This is a genomic window from Pseudomonas sp. (genome assembly GCF_051660785.1).
In the GTDB taxonomy this organism is placed as follows: domain Bacteria; phylum Pseudomonadota; class Gammaproteobacteria; order Pseudomonadales; family Pseudomonadaceae; genus Aquipseudomonas.
The window spans coordinates 93,725-107,304 of the sequence record NZ_JBOFQE010000079.1 but is presented as its reverse complement, the minus strand read 5'-3'; the positions used below and the strand labels follow the sequence as shown (position 1 = coordinate 107,304).

Below are 13,580 nucleotides of genomic sequence, written 5' to 3'. Positions count from 1 at the left end.
CGTTGCCCGATCTTTTAACCCTTTAGCCCCAGCGCTTCCCTAATAATGAAGTGATCCAGGTTCTCAATATTCGCACTGAACACCCCGAACGTCTGCTCGGGGTTTTTCTTGCTCGGCACCTGCTTCAACTCCGGCGTCACGCCATAAAAGAAGCAATACAGCTCTGATTCACTGTCGATGGCGTGCTTGATCTCTTCCAGAAACGCTTTGCGCTTGCGATAGTTCTCGATCAACTTCTTGCTCAGGTAAACGTTGACTGAATACGGCTTCTTCTTCGCCTCATCCGCCTGCTTGAACCAGACCTTCTGCTCGAAATCGATCCGAAAGCTCTGCGTGTAATCCTTGATCTCCTTGATCTTGCCCCAGTAAATCAGCCCCTTGTTGTCCGTCAGGTATTCGATCTTCTTGAAGAACGACCCATAAGGCGCCGTGTGCTCGCCAATCTTCAACGGCATGCGCTTGAGCAGTTCCTTGTCCTCGAAGTTCGACACAAAACACTCCACCGGGTGAGCGAAGACACTGGTCTTGTCCGGCGCTGATTCGTGGCTTGGGTGTTCTGTGTTGCTAGCCACAGAGGTTGGCTTCGGATCGTCCCGCACCACATCCGCCGCCACCGCAGGGTTCGACGGCTTACGCACATACTCACGCCGAGTCAGCAACAACTCCGACGGGAAATGCTCCTCGCGACTGTCATCCGTTTCCGCACCGTTCGCATCCACATCGGACGCCGACGCCTTGAGACTGACATAAGGACAATCCGCCACATGCCGGGTGCTGGGCGTGTTCTTGAAGTGCGGCGTGCGCACGTAATTCACGTTTTTGGCGTTGAACGTCGTCAACACATTCGCTGCATCGAAGGCCGCCCTGCATGCGTCATTGGGGCATTGGAAGTGTTCCTTGACGGAATCGAACTCCATGGTCTCGTCGAAATTCAAATCGCGCACGTCATAGATCGACAGCTTGTCGTCGAGGCTGAGGCAGTAGGCAAGGTCGAATTTCATGGCGGGCTCGGGTCCTTGAGTGGGGAGGGTATTAATAGCGGGAGTCGGGGCGCGTTGCACTGACTGTTTTCAACGCACCGCAAAATCTGCGGCAACACACCAAACCTGTAGGAGCGAGCCTGCTCGCGATTCCCAACATCAACTCAGCCACCAAGCCAGGCGGAACCTGTGGCGAAGGGGTTTACCCCTGATGGGTCGCGAAGCGGCCCCCAAAATTTGAACATGACACATCAACCGAATCCGCTGCCCAAACCTCAAGCAGCGGATATTCACTTCACTGCGATAGGCGATCAGAACCCTCGTAAAACTCGTGACACCTTCCGCCACCAGGATCCTCGATGATTGAATGGATCATCTGCCAACACACAAGGCATGTCCCGCAACCGAATCCACGGTTCATCCTGCCAGTGCAACATGCAGAGCGACATCTTCGGCCAGTCCAGCACGCTCAGCGTTGGCCGTTCAACTACTCGTGACGGACGCGCATCACGTAGCGCCGGAACTACCAAGTGCGTCAGCCACTCCCTCAGCAGCCGATATTCCGGGCAGTAGTGGTAAACCAGCAGTGCGTAGACGCCTGACTCGCTGATCATCAGGCGTTCTTCAGCCGTGCCGTGTGCATTCACCAGCATCACCTGTCGCTGGTCTGCATCGAGTTTGCGTGACATGCGTTCGTCAAGATACTTGCCCATCAATCGTCCGAGGTCATGAGCGCAGAACCATGCCTGGTTTTCCACGAGAAGGGCGTGAAGGTGGATGTTATGACGGGTGAAAAGGGTTGAAACGAGCGGTTCAGACATGGCGAACCTCCTGAAACGGAAGCACGCGGTTGTACGTATGGGTACGGCGATTTACCTTCATCATGAAGGTCAGGTTGTCAGGCATTTCCTTTACCTCTGGCTGCTTTCTTAGGGCATTCGTTATGGGTGTCGGGAGCTAAGAAACCCACCAGAGACGGGCCGGACATATTCCCCTTTCGGGTCTTGTATTCGCCCACTCCCGACATAACGGGGATTTTCTCGCAGGCGTAGAGAAACCGCAGACGAAAAAAAGCCGCATGACTGTCGGGTGCGGAGGACCGCTCTGGTTGAGGCGTTTCTTAGGCGCCGAACTGAGAGCCTAGGGGGTCATTGCTATATGGTCAACCCTTCAAAATCGTTCAACATTTTTCCGTCGAGATCGTGTAGGGCTTAATCACTCAAGCTGAATTTCTCCTAGATTTCATTTCGTAGGGGTTCTCTGTTTTTGGTGTGACATTCCCAAATGTTCAAAACCTACAGTCCAGCCTAGCGCTGGCTGGATTTTGAGAGATCTTCAGCATTATTCATCAAGCTTGCTCTGCCAGAAATTTACCCAGTAGGCAGTATGCGTATTTGCACTCGGGATGTTGATGCAAAGGCTGCCATGCACTAAAGCCTGATGTACAGGCCACGTGCAATCCTGTGCGATGTACGAAACTGCGCACAACCTGTATCTGGGTGCGCAGTTTCGGATTAGTTGATCAATTCCCCGCGCGCCATTTGACGTACTCAGTTGGCAGCAGTGTCGCAATTTCGTCGCTGGCCATCTGACGCAAATTATAAGTACGCTCGAATTGTTTGAAGGTGAAAGGTAGGCGACGTATACCACCTAACCCGGCTTTACTCTTCGGGTCGCAGCGATCTTTCTTCGCACGCTGTGAAGTCACCCCTTTTTTTACCGATCCATCAGGCATGGAGTAGAGCGAATTGGCTACCGGCCAAAAACTTCGATGGGCGTAGATTTCCTGACGCGACGTCATCTGTTCGGCCATTTCACCCCACGGTGATCTCAGGGAACCCAAGGCAACCTTGGCTGCCGTCCCATGTAGGCTCACTAGGTCCCATGCAGTTCGAACAATCAGGCGGTAGGCCAATCGCGGAGATTGCATGATGTAGTGCGGTTTTGCTAAAGGCTTTCCTATACCAGTGCCTCGACCTTTACTCACTAAGCTGTCCATGAAAGCCAACGAAATCCATGCCCACATACCATGATTCGACAGGAGGGCAAATCGGTCCACCTTGCCTACAAAGACCTCGTTTGCCAGATATTCCCCCAGCTCGAAACTGGTTGAAAACTTTCTGGACACATCGATTGGGTATTCACCATCAACAACATCGGTAAATGTATCGTCCCTCAAAAGCTCTGTTGGAGCCGCGTTGGTAGGGGCGTCAATCCATGCCGCAAGCTTGGCAATGCCGACTTCACTCAGTGATCGGACTTGGCTAATCATGACTGTTCACCTTCCATCTCCGCCAAAGCCTCAGCCATGTGGTGTTTGAACATTCCCTTTGTAGCGAACCTCCTGACAACGTCATCGGCCCAAGCCTCTTGGGCTAGTATGTCTTCTTCATCGAACTCTATGGGAAGATTAGCACCCAATGTGGTGATGAAGTCAGACCATGCTGCAATCCATGTTTCTGGGTCTTCGAGTGCCGATGGATCTTTTGCAATTGCAATTGCAACTTGGCGCATGACTTCAGGCATGACAAGAGTGCCAAACCAAGGCTGATTTACTGCAGAAGTGGCGGTTGGGAACAAAGATCGTTCCACTAGCACATTCGGTTTATCGCCCGAGCCCTTCCCCTCTGGAAGTATAAGTTTCCAAGCGATGCCGTGCAGATCTGTGGGCTCAATGTCCACTAAGCTGGAGCCGAGATTGCCTGCTTCATCTAGTGCCCTGACACTATCCGTGTATCCGATGAGCAGTGATTCGCCCGGTCTGTTAAAAATGAACCTGAACTTCAACGGCTTATCTGTTGCGATATCCCGGATACTTGTCGGAGTTTTCTTGAAATCGGACAAAGGGCCAAGTTCAAAATATTCTTCCGTACTTCCTGCATGGACGATGCAGCCCAGCAGCACGGAAGGATCAAGATTAGCCGCCTCATAATCGAAGCTGTCCAACCAGAAAACTCTTCCGTCGGAGGACTCATTCCTAACTCGTACCACGAATAGCTTCTTGTCGATCTGTCTTAACCGGGTGGGATTAGTTGTCCTCGTTATCTGCCCCATCGGATACCTCCTGGTACTTCACGCGGATTTCAAGCTGGCGGTTGAGATCAAAACCGGCGACTGACAGCCAAGAGTTTTCATCGTCCAAGCGGAAGCTCATCGTATTAAGTGTAGTGGTAGGCTCGGAAATCCCTGAGTGGCTGCGTGGATACAAAGATTCATCACCGATCCAGAAGTCGGCGGCATCCCACAGCTTGAATGCGTCTCCCACCACGGTGGCGTAGGCCAGAGTAATTTTGCAGTCAATCGGGAAATTGAATCCTTCCGCTGCTTTCGCACGAACCTCGAATCCTTCATCAAGAATCTTGAGTACGACAGGTTTGGGTTTTGGCTTCGGAATTTCTTTCGGTGGTTGTTGTTCACCCTTTGGTGTGTCCGGCATAACCCCACCGCCGCCTAAACGTTTCTCAGGTTCGGATGCCGGATCGGCGAAATAAATAGCCAAAGCTGCGTCATCCTTCTTGCCTTCCGGTGAAATCAGTTGCACTAGTCGAAGCGCTGCATTGCGAACCGCATTCAGCGCATCATTGGGGGAAAAGTATTGAGCCACCACTTTCGGCCGCTTAGCATTCCAGTTGCGATGGGTCGGTTCTTCGGCGGCCACTAGCAAATCGGAAAGCTTGGGATCCTGAATGAAGGTAAGAGCCATCACGGGGACGATGATGCGTGCCGCCTTCAATCTCTTTTCGCCGTCGATTCCTAAGTCTTGCCGAACGAACAACTCTTGGCTCTGCTCTGCGTTTTCGTCTTGCTGGAGGAAAACTCGGAACTTTGCGGTTGAAATTTCTTTCGGTTGTTTCTTTTTGACGGGAATGAGGAAATCCACCGAAACCATTTCGGAGTTGCTGAATTTTTCCTTCAAAGATGTCAGCTCAGATTCCTCGAATGCTCCTGCTGTCAATCGCGCTTCTCTCGACCACGAATCTTTTGTCGTGGCAGTGACTGCTTCATCCGCATCCTTCGCAGTTAGCGCGAGAAAATCGCGGTAACTCTTGGTCAGCCGGCAATCCCCTCCCATGTTACTCGCCACGTCGGCGATACTTGACGTATCCAAAGTAACATTACCGACTTTCACCACTAGACGACCACGATTGATGGCGAAAAAGAACTCGTTGACTACCGCATTACGCAGCGCCTTTTCCGTGATGTCCGCCGCCGGCATTGGGACAATGAAGGTTGTTCCGGCTTCAGCTCCCCTTGCTAGTCCGAGTTCGGCCTTAATTCCGTCAAGTATCTGAGTTTTGTCAATGGGGACAGCCAGTTCGTTCGGGTCACTGATTGCTCCCCACCTTGCTTCCTTTGCCCAGCGACTTTTATCGTTGGGCAGCTTGTAGTTACGTTTGAAGCGGCAGCAGCCGAAGAGAAGTTCGATGTCATCTGATTTGCGCTTAGTTAGGGCAAAAACGCTCCGCAACTTGCTAGCCAAGTACAAGGTGATTTTTCCTTGACCAGCGCCACCATTGGATTTTGTTGTTTTCGCGCCTTCACCTTCGCGGAACCAGAATGCATTCCAGTTTTCAGTCGAGCCCTCACATGAGGAGTCCGTGTAGCACCCCTCCAGACCGGTCGTTCCGAAATCCTCGATGACAAGAAACGTCATCTCGGTAGGGAGAGCATCGCTCTCTATCAGTTCGCCGGCCAGGAAGTGCTTGATCCAATCGTCTGAAAAGATGGATCGAGCAAACTTTGTGGTGGCCAAGTCCACCGTGACCAGCTTGTATTCAACGCGAACAACGCTTTCGGTGCTTCGCGCATCCAATGGATTCTGCAGAGTTTCACGGACGAGGATTTCAACGCTGGTTCGCTCTTCATCCGCGAAATTGTCATCTGAAATGCTAGACCCCGAAGTCTCGTTCGGATTCAGCGGGCGGAACTGCCAATGAGCCACAATCAATTCCCCTATTCGTAGTAGATCCAGAACAATTACTGCTAGAGCTTGAAGTCGCCACCAGCGGCATTTTCGGCGTCAGAGAAGCGCATTTTTGCTTGATCCAGTTCTTTCTGTAGAGTCTTGAAGATCTTTTTTATGTCTTCATCTGTAAAGCTGTAGGCGCTTCGATTGGAAAGGTTTCCGATCAGACGGATGTCGTTGAGAGCACGATTTACACGCTGCTCTGCCAATCTTACAAATTTTTCTCTTTTTTCCGACATTGAGGCTCCAAAAATCTTACAAGAAAACAGGATATTTCCGAAATGTTTCGTGAATATTTAGATAATGTTTGAGGTTTGGTCAAGTTTTTTTTGGAGGGGATGGGGATAGCTGCATCGCAAAGGGGGCGTTGGTGGGCGCTGTTAAGCAGTTTCGGGAAGGTGACGTTGGTGAGAAATGGTAGTCGGGACCTAACCGTCGTTTCGGTCGGGCTTGGCTGATCTGCGAAAATCTGAAGCTGTACCAGTAATGAGGTCAGGCCAAGAGACAAATTTTTGATTACAATCCCTGATCGCATCCAAAATCCAGTTCATCTCGGTTTCTGGTCCACGTATACCGCACTCCCATAATTCGAAAACGCGCCACCCCGATGCCAGCAGGCTCTTCTTGTTCTTGGCATCTCTGGCAACGTTCTGGTCAAACTTTATTCGCCAGAATTCGTCGTTGGTTCTTGGAGTGGTCGCATAGCGGCAGCCAGCATGTCTGTGCCAGAAACAGCCATGAACAAAAATACAGACCCGATAGCGTGATAGCACCAGATCGGGTTTTCCAGGTAGATTCCGTTGGTGTAAGCGATACCGGAAACCATACCGATGCAGCATGCGCCGGACTTTTATTTCCGGAGATGTGTCGCTACCACGGATGCCAGCCATCATGCGAGACCTGACTTCTTTGCTGACTATGTCCATGAATGACTCCCAGATAAATCTGAATCTTCCAGAAGATGTGACCCCTGAGCCTATCGGATTTCTCAATGAGCCGATCCAGGTCGTAGATCTCTTTGCAGGCCCTGGAGGGCTTGGCGAGGGTTTTACTTCGTCCGGCGAGGGTGATTGCTTTGAAATCGTCATCTCTGCTGAAAAAGACCCCAAGGCGTGGCAAACCCTTCGGCTACGGGCGTTCTATCGGTTGCTCAAAAAGCAAAGACCAGATCTGCTTTTCGAATACTACAATTTTTGCAACGATCCCAATGCTCCCGACACTTTTAAGCCATCTGTTGATACGAAGTACTTGTGGGAATTGGCGGGAGAGGAGGCTCAATGCATCACTCTTGGAAGTGACGAAGGTAATGCAACTCTAGATGAGGTTTTGAAAAACAAACTAAACGACAAGCGACCATGGGTGCTGATCGGTGGACCTCCATGTCAGGCATATTCAATCGTGGGTCGTGCTCGGAACCAGTCCAAGGCCGACTACAAAGCGGAGAATGACCACCGACATTTTCTCTACAAGGAATACTTGCGAATCATTCGGGAGAGGCAGCCCACAATGTTCGTGATGGAAAATGTAAAGGGTATCCTTTCCTCTAAGGTTAATAATGAGCGGATATTTTCTAATATTCTGAAGGATCTTTCAGACCCCGGCCAAGCTCTTACTGAGGGGGGGGCGGGTAAGCAATATCGTATCTACTCGCTAGTAACAGGCAGTTCTTTTGGTCCTGGTGAGGATGTAGAAAATATTGATCCGAAAGCTTTCATTATTAGGGCGGAAGATTACGGTATTCCCCAAGCTAGGCATCGGGTCATCCTTTTGGGGATTGCTACAGATAGTCTCCCAGGGTCGAATGACTGGGTAAAAATGGCTACTAATAAAAACACAGAGTCGAAAGTATCTGTAGGTCAGGTGCTACACAACCTACCGAGACTTCGCAGTGGTTTGTCAAAAACAGCGGACAGCCAAGCAGGCTGGATTGATGTTGTAACGGAGCAGCTGGATTATCTTAAGAGCCAGACTGATCCTGTCAACACAAAGCTCTGGGGTGGGCTTCAAGATCTGTCTGAAGCTTTCGAAGGTCCTGAAGTGCCGGTGAGCCCTGGTGGAAAAAGGGTCAAAAGAAAGGATGCAAAGGACGTTGGCTCGACCGACAGTTCGAGCTTGGACAAATGGTATTTAGACAAAAATTTAGACTATTGGCTAAATCATGAATGCCGCGGACATATGCCGACGGATCTACGTAGATACCTATTTGCCGCGGTCTACGCAAAGCTTAATGGTTCTTCTCCTAAAGGGCATGAGGGGTTCTTCCTAGAGGGGCTAGCGCCTGATCATAAGAACTGGAAGTCAGGGAAGTTTAGCGATCGATTTAGAGTGCAAGTTGAAGATCGGTACGCCACAACCATTACAAGTCACATTTCCAAGGATGGGCACTACTTTATTCATTATGATCCGACTCAGTGTCGGAGTTTGTCTGTAAGGGAAGCAGCGCGCATCCAGACATTTCCAGATAACTATTTTTTTCAAGGTAGTAGGACCGACCAGTTTCACCAAGTTGGAAACGCGGTGCCCCCATTGCTGGCGTCAAAAATCTCGAAGGTTGTGTTTGGCATCTTGTTCAATAAGGTGAGGGATTACGATCAACGCGCTGCTGAAGAAGTGAAGGGCGAGGAAAACTACGCCTAGTTTGTTTGAAGACTGGCGGCTGAAACTAAAAAGCCCCGATTAGATCGGGGCTTTTTAGTTTTTTCTATTAAATGGTGATTAGCAAGTCGCTAATAAATCCAAGGATCAATCCCAGCTCAACGCCCCACCAGTCTGATACTCAATAACCCGAGTCTCAAAGAAATTCTTCTCTTTCTTCAAGTCCATAATCTCGCTCATCCAAGGGAACGGGTTAGTCGTCCCTGGATACTCTTCTTTCAAACCAATCTGCGAAAGACGACGGTTAGCGATGAACTTCAGATAGTCCTCCATCATCGCCGCATTCATCCCCAACACCCCGCGAGGCATGGTGTCACGCGCGTATTCAATCTCCAGCTGAGTCCCCTGCAGAATCATCTGGCTCGCTTCTTCCTTCATCTCAGCATCCCACAAGTGCGGGTTTTCGATTTTGATCTGGTTGATCACGTCGATGCCGAAGTTCAGGTGCATGGATTCGTCGCGCAGGATGTACTGGAACTGCTCGGCGACGCCGGTCATTTTGTTGCGGCGGCCCATGGAGAGGATCTGGGTGAAGCCGCAGTAGAAGAAGATGCCTTCCAGAACGCAGTAGTAGGCGATCAGGTTGCGCAGCAGTTCTTTGTCGGTTTCGACGGTGCCGGTTTCGAACTTCGGATCGGAGATCGAACGGGTGTATTTGAGACCCCAGGTAGCTTTTTTCGCGACCGATGGGATCTCGTGGTACATGTTGAAGATCTCGCCTTCATCCATGGCCAACGATTCGATGCAGTACTGGTAGGCGTGTGTGTGGATCGCTTCCTCGAAAGCCTGGCGCAGGATGTACTGGCGGCATTCCGGGTTGGTGATCAGGCGGTACACGGCCAGGACCAGGTTGTTGGCAACCAGGGAGTCGGCGGTGGAGAAGAAGCCGAGGTTGCGCATGACGATGCGGCGCTCGTCGTCGGTCAGGCCTTCCGGGTCTTTCCAGAGGGCGATGTCGGCGGTCATGTTGACTTCTTGCGGCATCCAGTGGTTTGCGCAACCGTCCAGGTATTTCTGCCAGGCCCAGTCGTACTTGAAGGGTACGAGTTGGTTGAGGTCGGCGCGGCAGTTGATCATGCGCTTTTCGTCGACGGCGACGCGGGCGGAGGCGCCTTCGAGTTCGGCGAGGCCTTCGGCGATGTCGAGGTTGTCGAGGGCAGCTTTGGCACGGGCGATTGCGGCAGAGTCGGTCGCGGTAACGGCGCGAGCTTCTTGAGCGGCGACACCACCAGCGGTGTCGAGTCGGTCCATGTTGGCTTCAGTCGCGTGGCCGGCGTTGGCGCCTTTTACCACGGTCTCGCCGCTGTCTTCTTTGTCGAATTCGTCCCAGCTCAGCATGACGTGTCGTCTCCTGCGTGAGGGCCAGATGCCCGTGTGAAAACTGATTGGTTGTTTTTCACACGGCCGTACTGGCCGCGTTGGATAGCGTTTTTTGCAGCGGTACACGCAGGCAAATAAACATAATTTTGTACGGGGTTCCGAGAGCCTCTGATGGGCGCAGCGAGCGACAAACGCTTCTGCGGGGCTTCAGACTGGCTTTCGTCCCTGTAAGGGAATATTGCAGGCCCGTTTAAGGCGGCATTATAAGGAAATTTTTGCCGGCGTGGTGCGGCGAATCGGCTCATGGAGTGGCCGAAAGGGATGGTTTTTGGAGCAAACCGAGGTATTACAGGGCTTTGACCGCTGTAGATTTTTTTTCGTTAATTTTGACGCTGAATCGAATTTGTTCAAAAAACAGCCAAAAACCGCGCTTTTCACTACATCTTGTGTTTTGCAAGGGGTTTCACCGCTTCAAAACACAACTGAGCCCGACCGGAGTCGGGCTGGAATCGACCGTCAGCGATCAGCTGAAAGGGTCCGATTCGGTGCAGTCACGATCATCCGTTGGTGCAGCCGTTACCCATGATGCTGTAGCGCAGGATGTGGCGTTGACCTTGGGAGTCGTCGTATTCCATTTTCATCGGAACAACTTCACATACATTGGGGATTTCACTCATGGAGACAACTTTGGCGATGTCCAGGTGAGTGGAGTAAGTGTATTCCTCGATGGCTGGTTTTTGCTGTGCGACATCAGTCGGGACCTCGTCTGCCATGGCGGTTGCGCACAGGCTGGAGAGGACCAGAACTAATAAAGCTTTCATTTCGTTTTTACCTTTTAGAGGTCGAATGGGGTCACGCAACCTTTTTGGGGTTGCGTGTGGAGCTTGATTAAAGAGTTTTGGATTAACGGCCTTCGTGGGGGCTGTAACTTGGTTAATCGCGGTGCCTTGTTGGCGAGGCGGATTTTAGGCGTGGGGGTGGCATTCATATAGGTGGGGTTTTGATAAACACCTTTGGCGGATTTCGTAACAATCCTCGAAAAGCGGCCTTTGGCTCGCTGATGAAGCCAATGATCGTTCCCACGCTTCGGCGTGGGAATGCCTCAAGGGACGCTCCGCGTCCAGTGACGCGGAGCGTCACGGGCTGCATTCCCACGCAGAGCGTGGGAACGATCAGGCCTCTGAAATCACCGCTCTTGAGCGCATCGGCGAGGTATAGCCACATTTTGTAGGGGCTTGTTACTACCATCGTCGAATGGTTCTATAGGCCCGGCCCGGCTACAACTGGAGCCATACAAAAACAACTATTCCACCGAGGTAAGAAAGATGAGTGCGGCTTCTCTGTATCCCGTTCGTCCCGAGGTAGCAGCCAACACGCTGACCGACGAGGCAACCTACAAAGCCATGTACCAGCAGTCGGTCGTCAACCCTGACGGCTTCTGGCGCGAGCAAGCCAAGCGCCTCGACTGGATCAAACCTTTCACCACGGTGAAGCAAACCTCCTTCGACGATCACCATGTCGACATCAAATGGTTCGCCGACGGCACCCTGAACGTTTCCTACAACTGCCTCGACCGTCATCTGGCCGAGCGCGGCGATCAAATCGCAATCATCTGGGAAGGGGATGACCCTTCCGAAAGCCGCAACATCACCTACCGCGAGCTGCACGAACAAGTCTGCAAGTTCGCCAACGCCTTGCGCGGCCAGGATGTGCACCGCGGCGACGTGGTGACTATCTATATGCCGATGATCCCCGAAGCCGTGGTCGCCATGTTGGCTTGCACCCGGATCGGCGCGATTCACTCGGTGGTGTTCGGTGGTTTCTCGCCGGAAGCCCTGGCCGGTCGCATCATCGACTGCAAATCCAAAGTGGTGATCACCGCTGACGAAGGCATTCGTGCCGGCAAGAAGATCCCGCTCAAGTCCAACGTCGACGACGCGCTGACCAACCCGGAAACCAGCAGCATTCAGAAAGTCATCGTGTGCAAGCGCACCGGTGGCGACATCAAGTGGAACCAGCATCGCGACATCTGGTTTGAAGACCTGATGAAAGTGGCGGGCAGTGTCTGCGCGCCGAAAGAGATGGGCGCCGAAGAAGCGCTGTTCATCCTTTACACCTCCGGTTCCACCGGCAAGCCTAAGGGCGTGCAGCACACCACCGGCGGTTATCTGCTTTACGCCGCCATGACCCACGAGCGCGTGTTCGACTACCGCCCGGGCGAAATCTACTGGTGCACCGCCGACGTCGGCTGGGTCACCGGCCACACCTACATCGTCTACGGCCCGCTGGCCAACGGCGCGACCACCGTGCTGTTCGAAGGCGTGCCGAACTATCCGGACATTACCCGGGTGGCGAAGATCGTCGACAAGCACAAGGTCAACATCCTCTACACCGCGCCGACTGCGATCCGCGCGATGATGGCGTCAGGCAAAGCCGCTGTTGAAGGCGCTGATGGCAGCAGCCTGCGCTTGTTGGGTTCGGTCGGTGAGCCGATCAACCCGGAAGCGTGGGACTGGTACTACAAGAACGTCGGCCAATCCCGTTGCCCGATCGTCGACACTTGGTGGCAGACCGAAACCGGCGGCAACATGATGAGCCCGCTGCCAGGCGCTCACGGCCTCAAGCCGGGTTCGGCGGCACGTCCGTTCTTCGGCGTGGTGCCGGCACTGGTGGACAACCTGGGCAACATCCTCGAAGGCGTGGCCGAGGGCAACCTGGTGATTCTCGATTCGTGGCCGGGCCAGGCGCGCACGCTGTACGGCGACCATGACCGCTTCGTCGATACTTACTTCAAGACCTTCCGTGGCATGTACTTCACAGGTGACGGCGCTCGTCGCGATGAGGATGGCTACTACTGGATCACCGGGCGTGTGGACGACGTACTCAACGTGTCCGGCCACCGCATGGGCACAGCAGAGATTGAAAGCGCAATGGTTGCGCACCCGAAAGTCGCCGAGGCCGCCGTGGTAGGCGTGCCGCATGACATCAAGGGGCAGGGCATCTATGTCTACGTCACGCTGATCGGTGGCGAAGAGCCGAACGAGCAACTGCGTCTCGAGCTGAAAAACTGGGTGCGCAAGGAGATTGGTCCGATTGCTTCGCCGGATGTGATCCAGTGGGCGCCAGGGCTGCCGAAAACCCGTTCGGGCAAGATCATGCGCCGGATTCTGCGCAAGATTGCGACGGCCGAATACGACGGGTTGGGGGATATTTCCACCCTGGCGGATCCGGGTGTGGTGCAGCATTTGATTGATACGCACAAGACGATGAATGTGGCTTAACCGCCGCCTCTGAGTCAGTAAAAGCCCCATCCGGTGTTGCGCCGGATGGGGCTTTTTTTGTCTGGGGTTTTTGTGGGGGCCGTTCGGGCCTCATCGCTAGCAGGCTAGCTCCCACAGGGATCTCCAGTGGATTTGCAATTTGAATCGAGCGCAGTTCCCTTTGTGGGAGCTAGCCTGCTAGCGATGGCGATCAGTCAGACGCTAAATAAACATCGCCCAATAATTATCGGCTTCATCTGTAGGCGCTTTCCCACTGTTACCCGCCACCCTTCAAGTAACTGAATGTGTAACCCCGCGCACGAAGGCGGGGCATTGGGAAACGCAAAGCCCCATCCGCGGGCCTCTCCAGCCCCCGCAAAAAATAAGACATAACGCTGC

Annotated in this window: 11 protein-coding genes; 2 read left to right on the top strand and 9 right to left on the bottom strand. The window is 52.9% G+C overall.

The window, feature by feature from the left end; genetic code table 11:
• Positions 1-14 precede the first annotated feature (14 nt).
• From ACRC4F_RS21415 to ACRC4F_RS21385, 7 genes are all read right to left on the bottom strand, one after another.
• Positions 15-1,001 carry a hypothetical protein gene (locus ACRC4F_RS21415; RefSeq protein WP_438661129.1) on the bottom strand — a complete coding sequence of 329 codons (987 nt, stop codon included), beginning with the start codon at positions 999-1,001 and terminating at the stop codon, positions 15-17.
• A 290-nt stretch (positions 1,002-1,291) separates the two neighbouring features.
• Positions 1,292-1,801, bottom strand: coding sequence for a BRO-N domain-containing protein (locus ACRC4F_RS21410; RefSeq protein WP_438661128.1), 510 nt, complete (start codon positions 1,799-1,801; stop codon positions 1,292-1,294).
• Between the two features lie 701 nt (positions 1,802-2,502).
• Positions 2,503-3,252, bottom strand: a complete 750-nt coding sequence (locus tag ACRC4F_RS21405; protein WP_438661127.1) for a hypothetical protein — start codon at positions 3,250-3,252, stop codon at positions 2,503-2,505.
• The gene (locus tag ACRC4F_RS21400) at positions 3,249-3,926 is read right to left on the bottom strand and encodes a hypothetical protein (protein ID WP_438661126.1); all 678 of its coding nucleotides are present in this window, start codon (positions 3,924-3,926) and stop codon (positions 3,249-3,251) included. The genes ACRC4F_RS21405 and ACRC4F_RS21400 overlap by 4 nt, the downstream gene beginning before the upstream one ends.
• Positions 3,927-4,008: 82 nt before the next feature.
• On the bottom strand, positions 4,009-5,922 hold the full coding sequence (locus ACRC4F_RS21395; protein ID WP_438661125.1) for a hypothetical protein: 1,914 nt from the start codon (positions 5,920-5,922) through the stop codon (positions 4,009-4,011).
• Between the two features lie 41 nt (positions 5,923-5,963).
• Complete coding sequence (locus ACRC4F_RS21390; protein ID WP_438661124.1) at positions 5,964-6,185, bottom strand: hypothetical protein; 222 nt, start codon at positions 6,183-6,185, stop codon at positions 5,964-5,966.
• Positions 6,186-6,374: 189 nt separating this feature from the next.
• The gene (locus tag ACRC4F_RS21385) at positions 6,375-6,872 is read right to left on the bottom strand and encodes a very short patch repair endonuclease (protein WP_438661123.1); all 498 of its coding nucleotides are present in this window, start codon (positions 6,870-6,872) and stop codon (positions 6,375-6,377) included.
• Between ACRC4F_RS21385 and ACRC4F_RS21380 the strand changes: the two genes are divergently transcribed.
• Positions 6,871-8,583, top strand: coding sequence for a DNA cytosine methyltransferase (locus tag ACRC4F_RS21380; protein ID WP_438661122.1), 1,713 nt, complete (start codon positions 6,871-6,873; stop codon positions 8,581-8,583). The genes ACRC4F_RS21385 and ACRC4F_RS21380 overlap by 2 nt on opposite strands.
• A 105-nt stretch (positions 8,584-8,688) precedes the next feature.
• Here ACRC4F_RS21380 and ACRC4F_RS21375 read toward each other — a convergent pair whose 3' ends face one another.
• Entirely contained in the window at positions 8,689-9,939 is a 1,251-nt protein-coding gene (locus ACRC4F_RS21375; RefSeq protein ID WP_084322765.1) for a ribonucleotide-diphosphate reductase subunit beta, read from the bottom strand.
• Positions 9,940-10,478: 539 nt separating this feature from the next.
• Positions 10,479-10,742, bottom strand: coding sequence for a DUF2790 domain-containing protein (locus ACRC4F_RS21370; protein WP_438661121.1), 264 nt, complete (start codon positions 10,740-10,742; stop codon positions 10,479-10,481).
• Positions 10,743-11,246: 504 nt separating this feature from the next.
• Here ACRC4F_RS21370 and acs point away from each other — a divergent pair.
• Entirely contained in the window at positions 11,247-13,202 is a 1,956-nt protein-coding gene (acs, locus tag ACRC4F_RS21365) for an acetate--CoA ligase (RefSeq protein WP_438661120.1), read from the top strand.
• The last annotated feature ends 378 nt before the right edge of the window (positions 13,203-13,580 follow it).

What these genes read in the sequence shown, in the direction of transcription:
- ACRC4F_RS21375 (WP_084322765.1), bottom strand. Translation starts at nt 9,939, where the DNA reads ATGCTGAGCTGGGACGAATTCGACAAAGAAGACAGCGGCGAGACCGTG.
- ACRC4F_RS21370 (WP_438661121.1), bottom strand. Translation starts at nt 10,742, where the DNA reads ATGAAAGCTTTATTAGTTCTGGTCCTCTCCAGCCTGTGCGCAACCGCC.
- ACRC4F_RS21410 (WP_438661128.1), bottom strand. Translation starts at nt 1,801, where the DNA reads ATGTCTGAACCGCTCGTTTCAACCCTTTTCACCCGTCATAACATCCAC.
- ACRC4F_RS21385 (WP_438661123.1), bottom strand. Translation starts at nt 6,872, where the DNA reads ATGGACATAGTCAGCAAAGAAGTCAGGTCTCGCATGATGGCTGGCATC.
- ACRC4F_RS21415 (WP_438661129.1), bottom strand. Translation starts at nt 1,001, where the DNA reads ATGAAATTCGACCTTGCCTACTGCCTCAGCCTCGACGACAAGCTGTCG.
- ACRC4F_RS21380 (WP_438661122.1), top strand. Translation starts at nt 6,871, where the DNA reads ATGAATGACTCCCAGATAAATCTGAATCTTCCAGAAGATGTGACCCCT.
- ACRC4F_RS21405 (WP_438661127.1), bottom strand. Translation starts at nt 3,252, where the DNA reads ATGATTAGCCAAGTCCGATCACTGAGTGAAGTCGGCATTGCCAAGCTT.
- acs (WP_438661120.1), top strand. Translation starts at nt 11,247, where the DNA reads ATGAGTGCGGCTTCTCTGTATCCCGTTCGTCCCGAGGTAGCAGCCAAC.
- ACRC4F_RS21390 (WP_438661124.1), bottom strand. Translation starts at nt 6,185, where the DNA reads ATGTCGGAAAAAAGAGAAAAATTTGTAAGATTGGCAGAGCAGCGTGTA.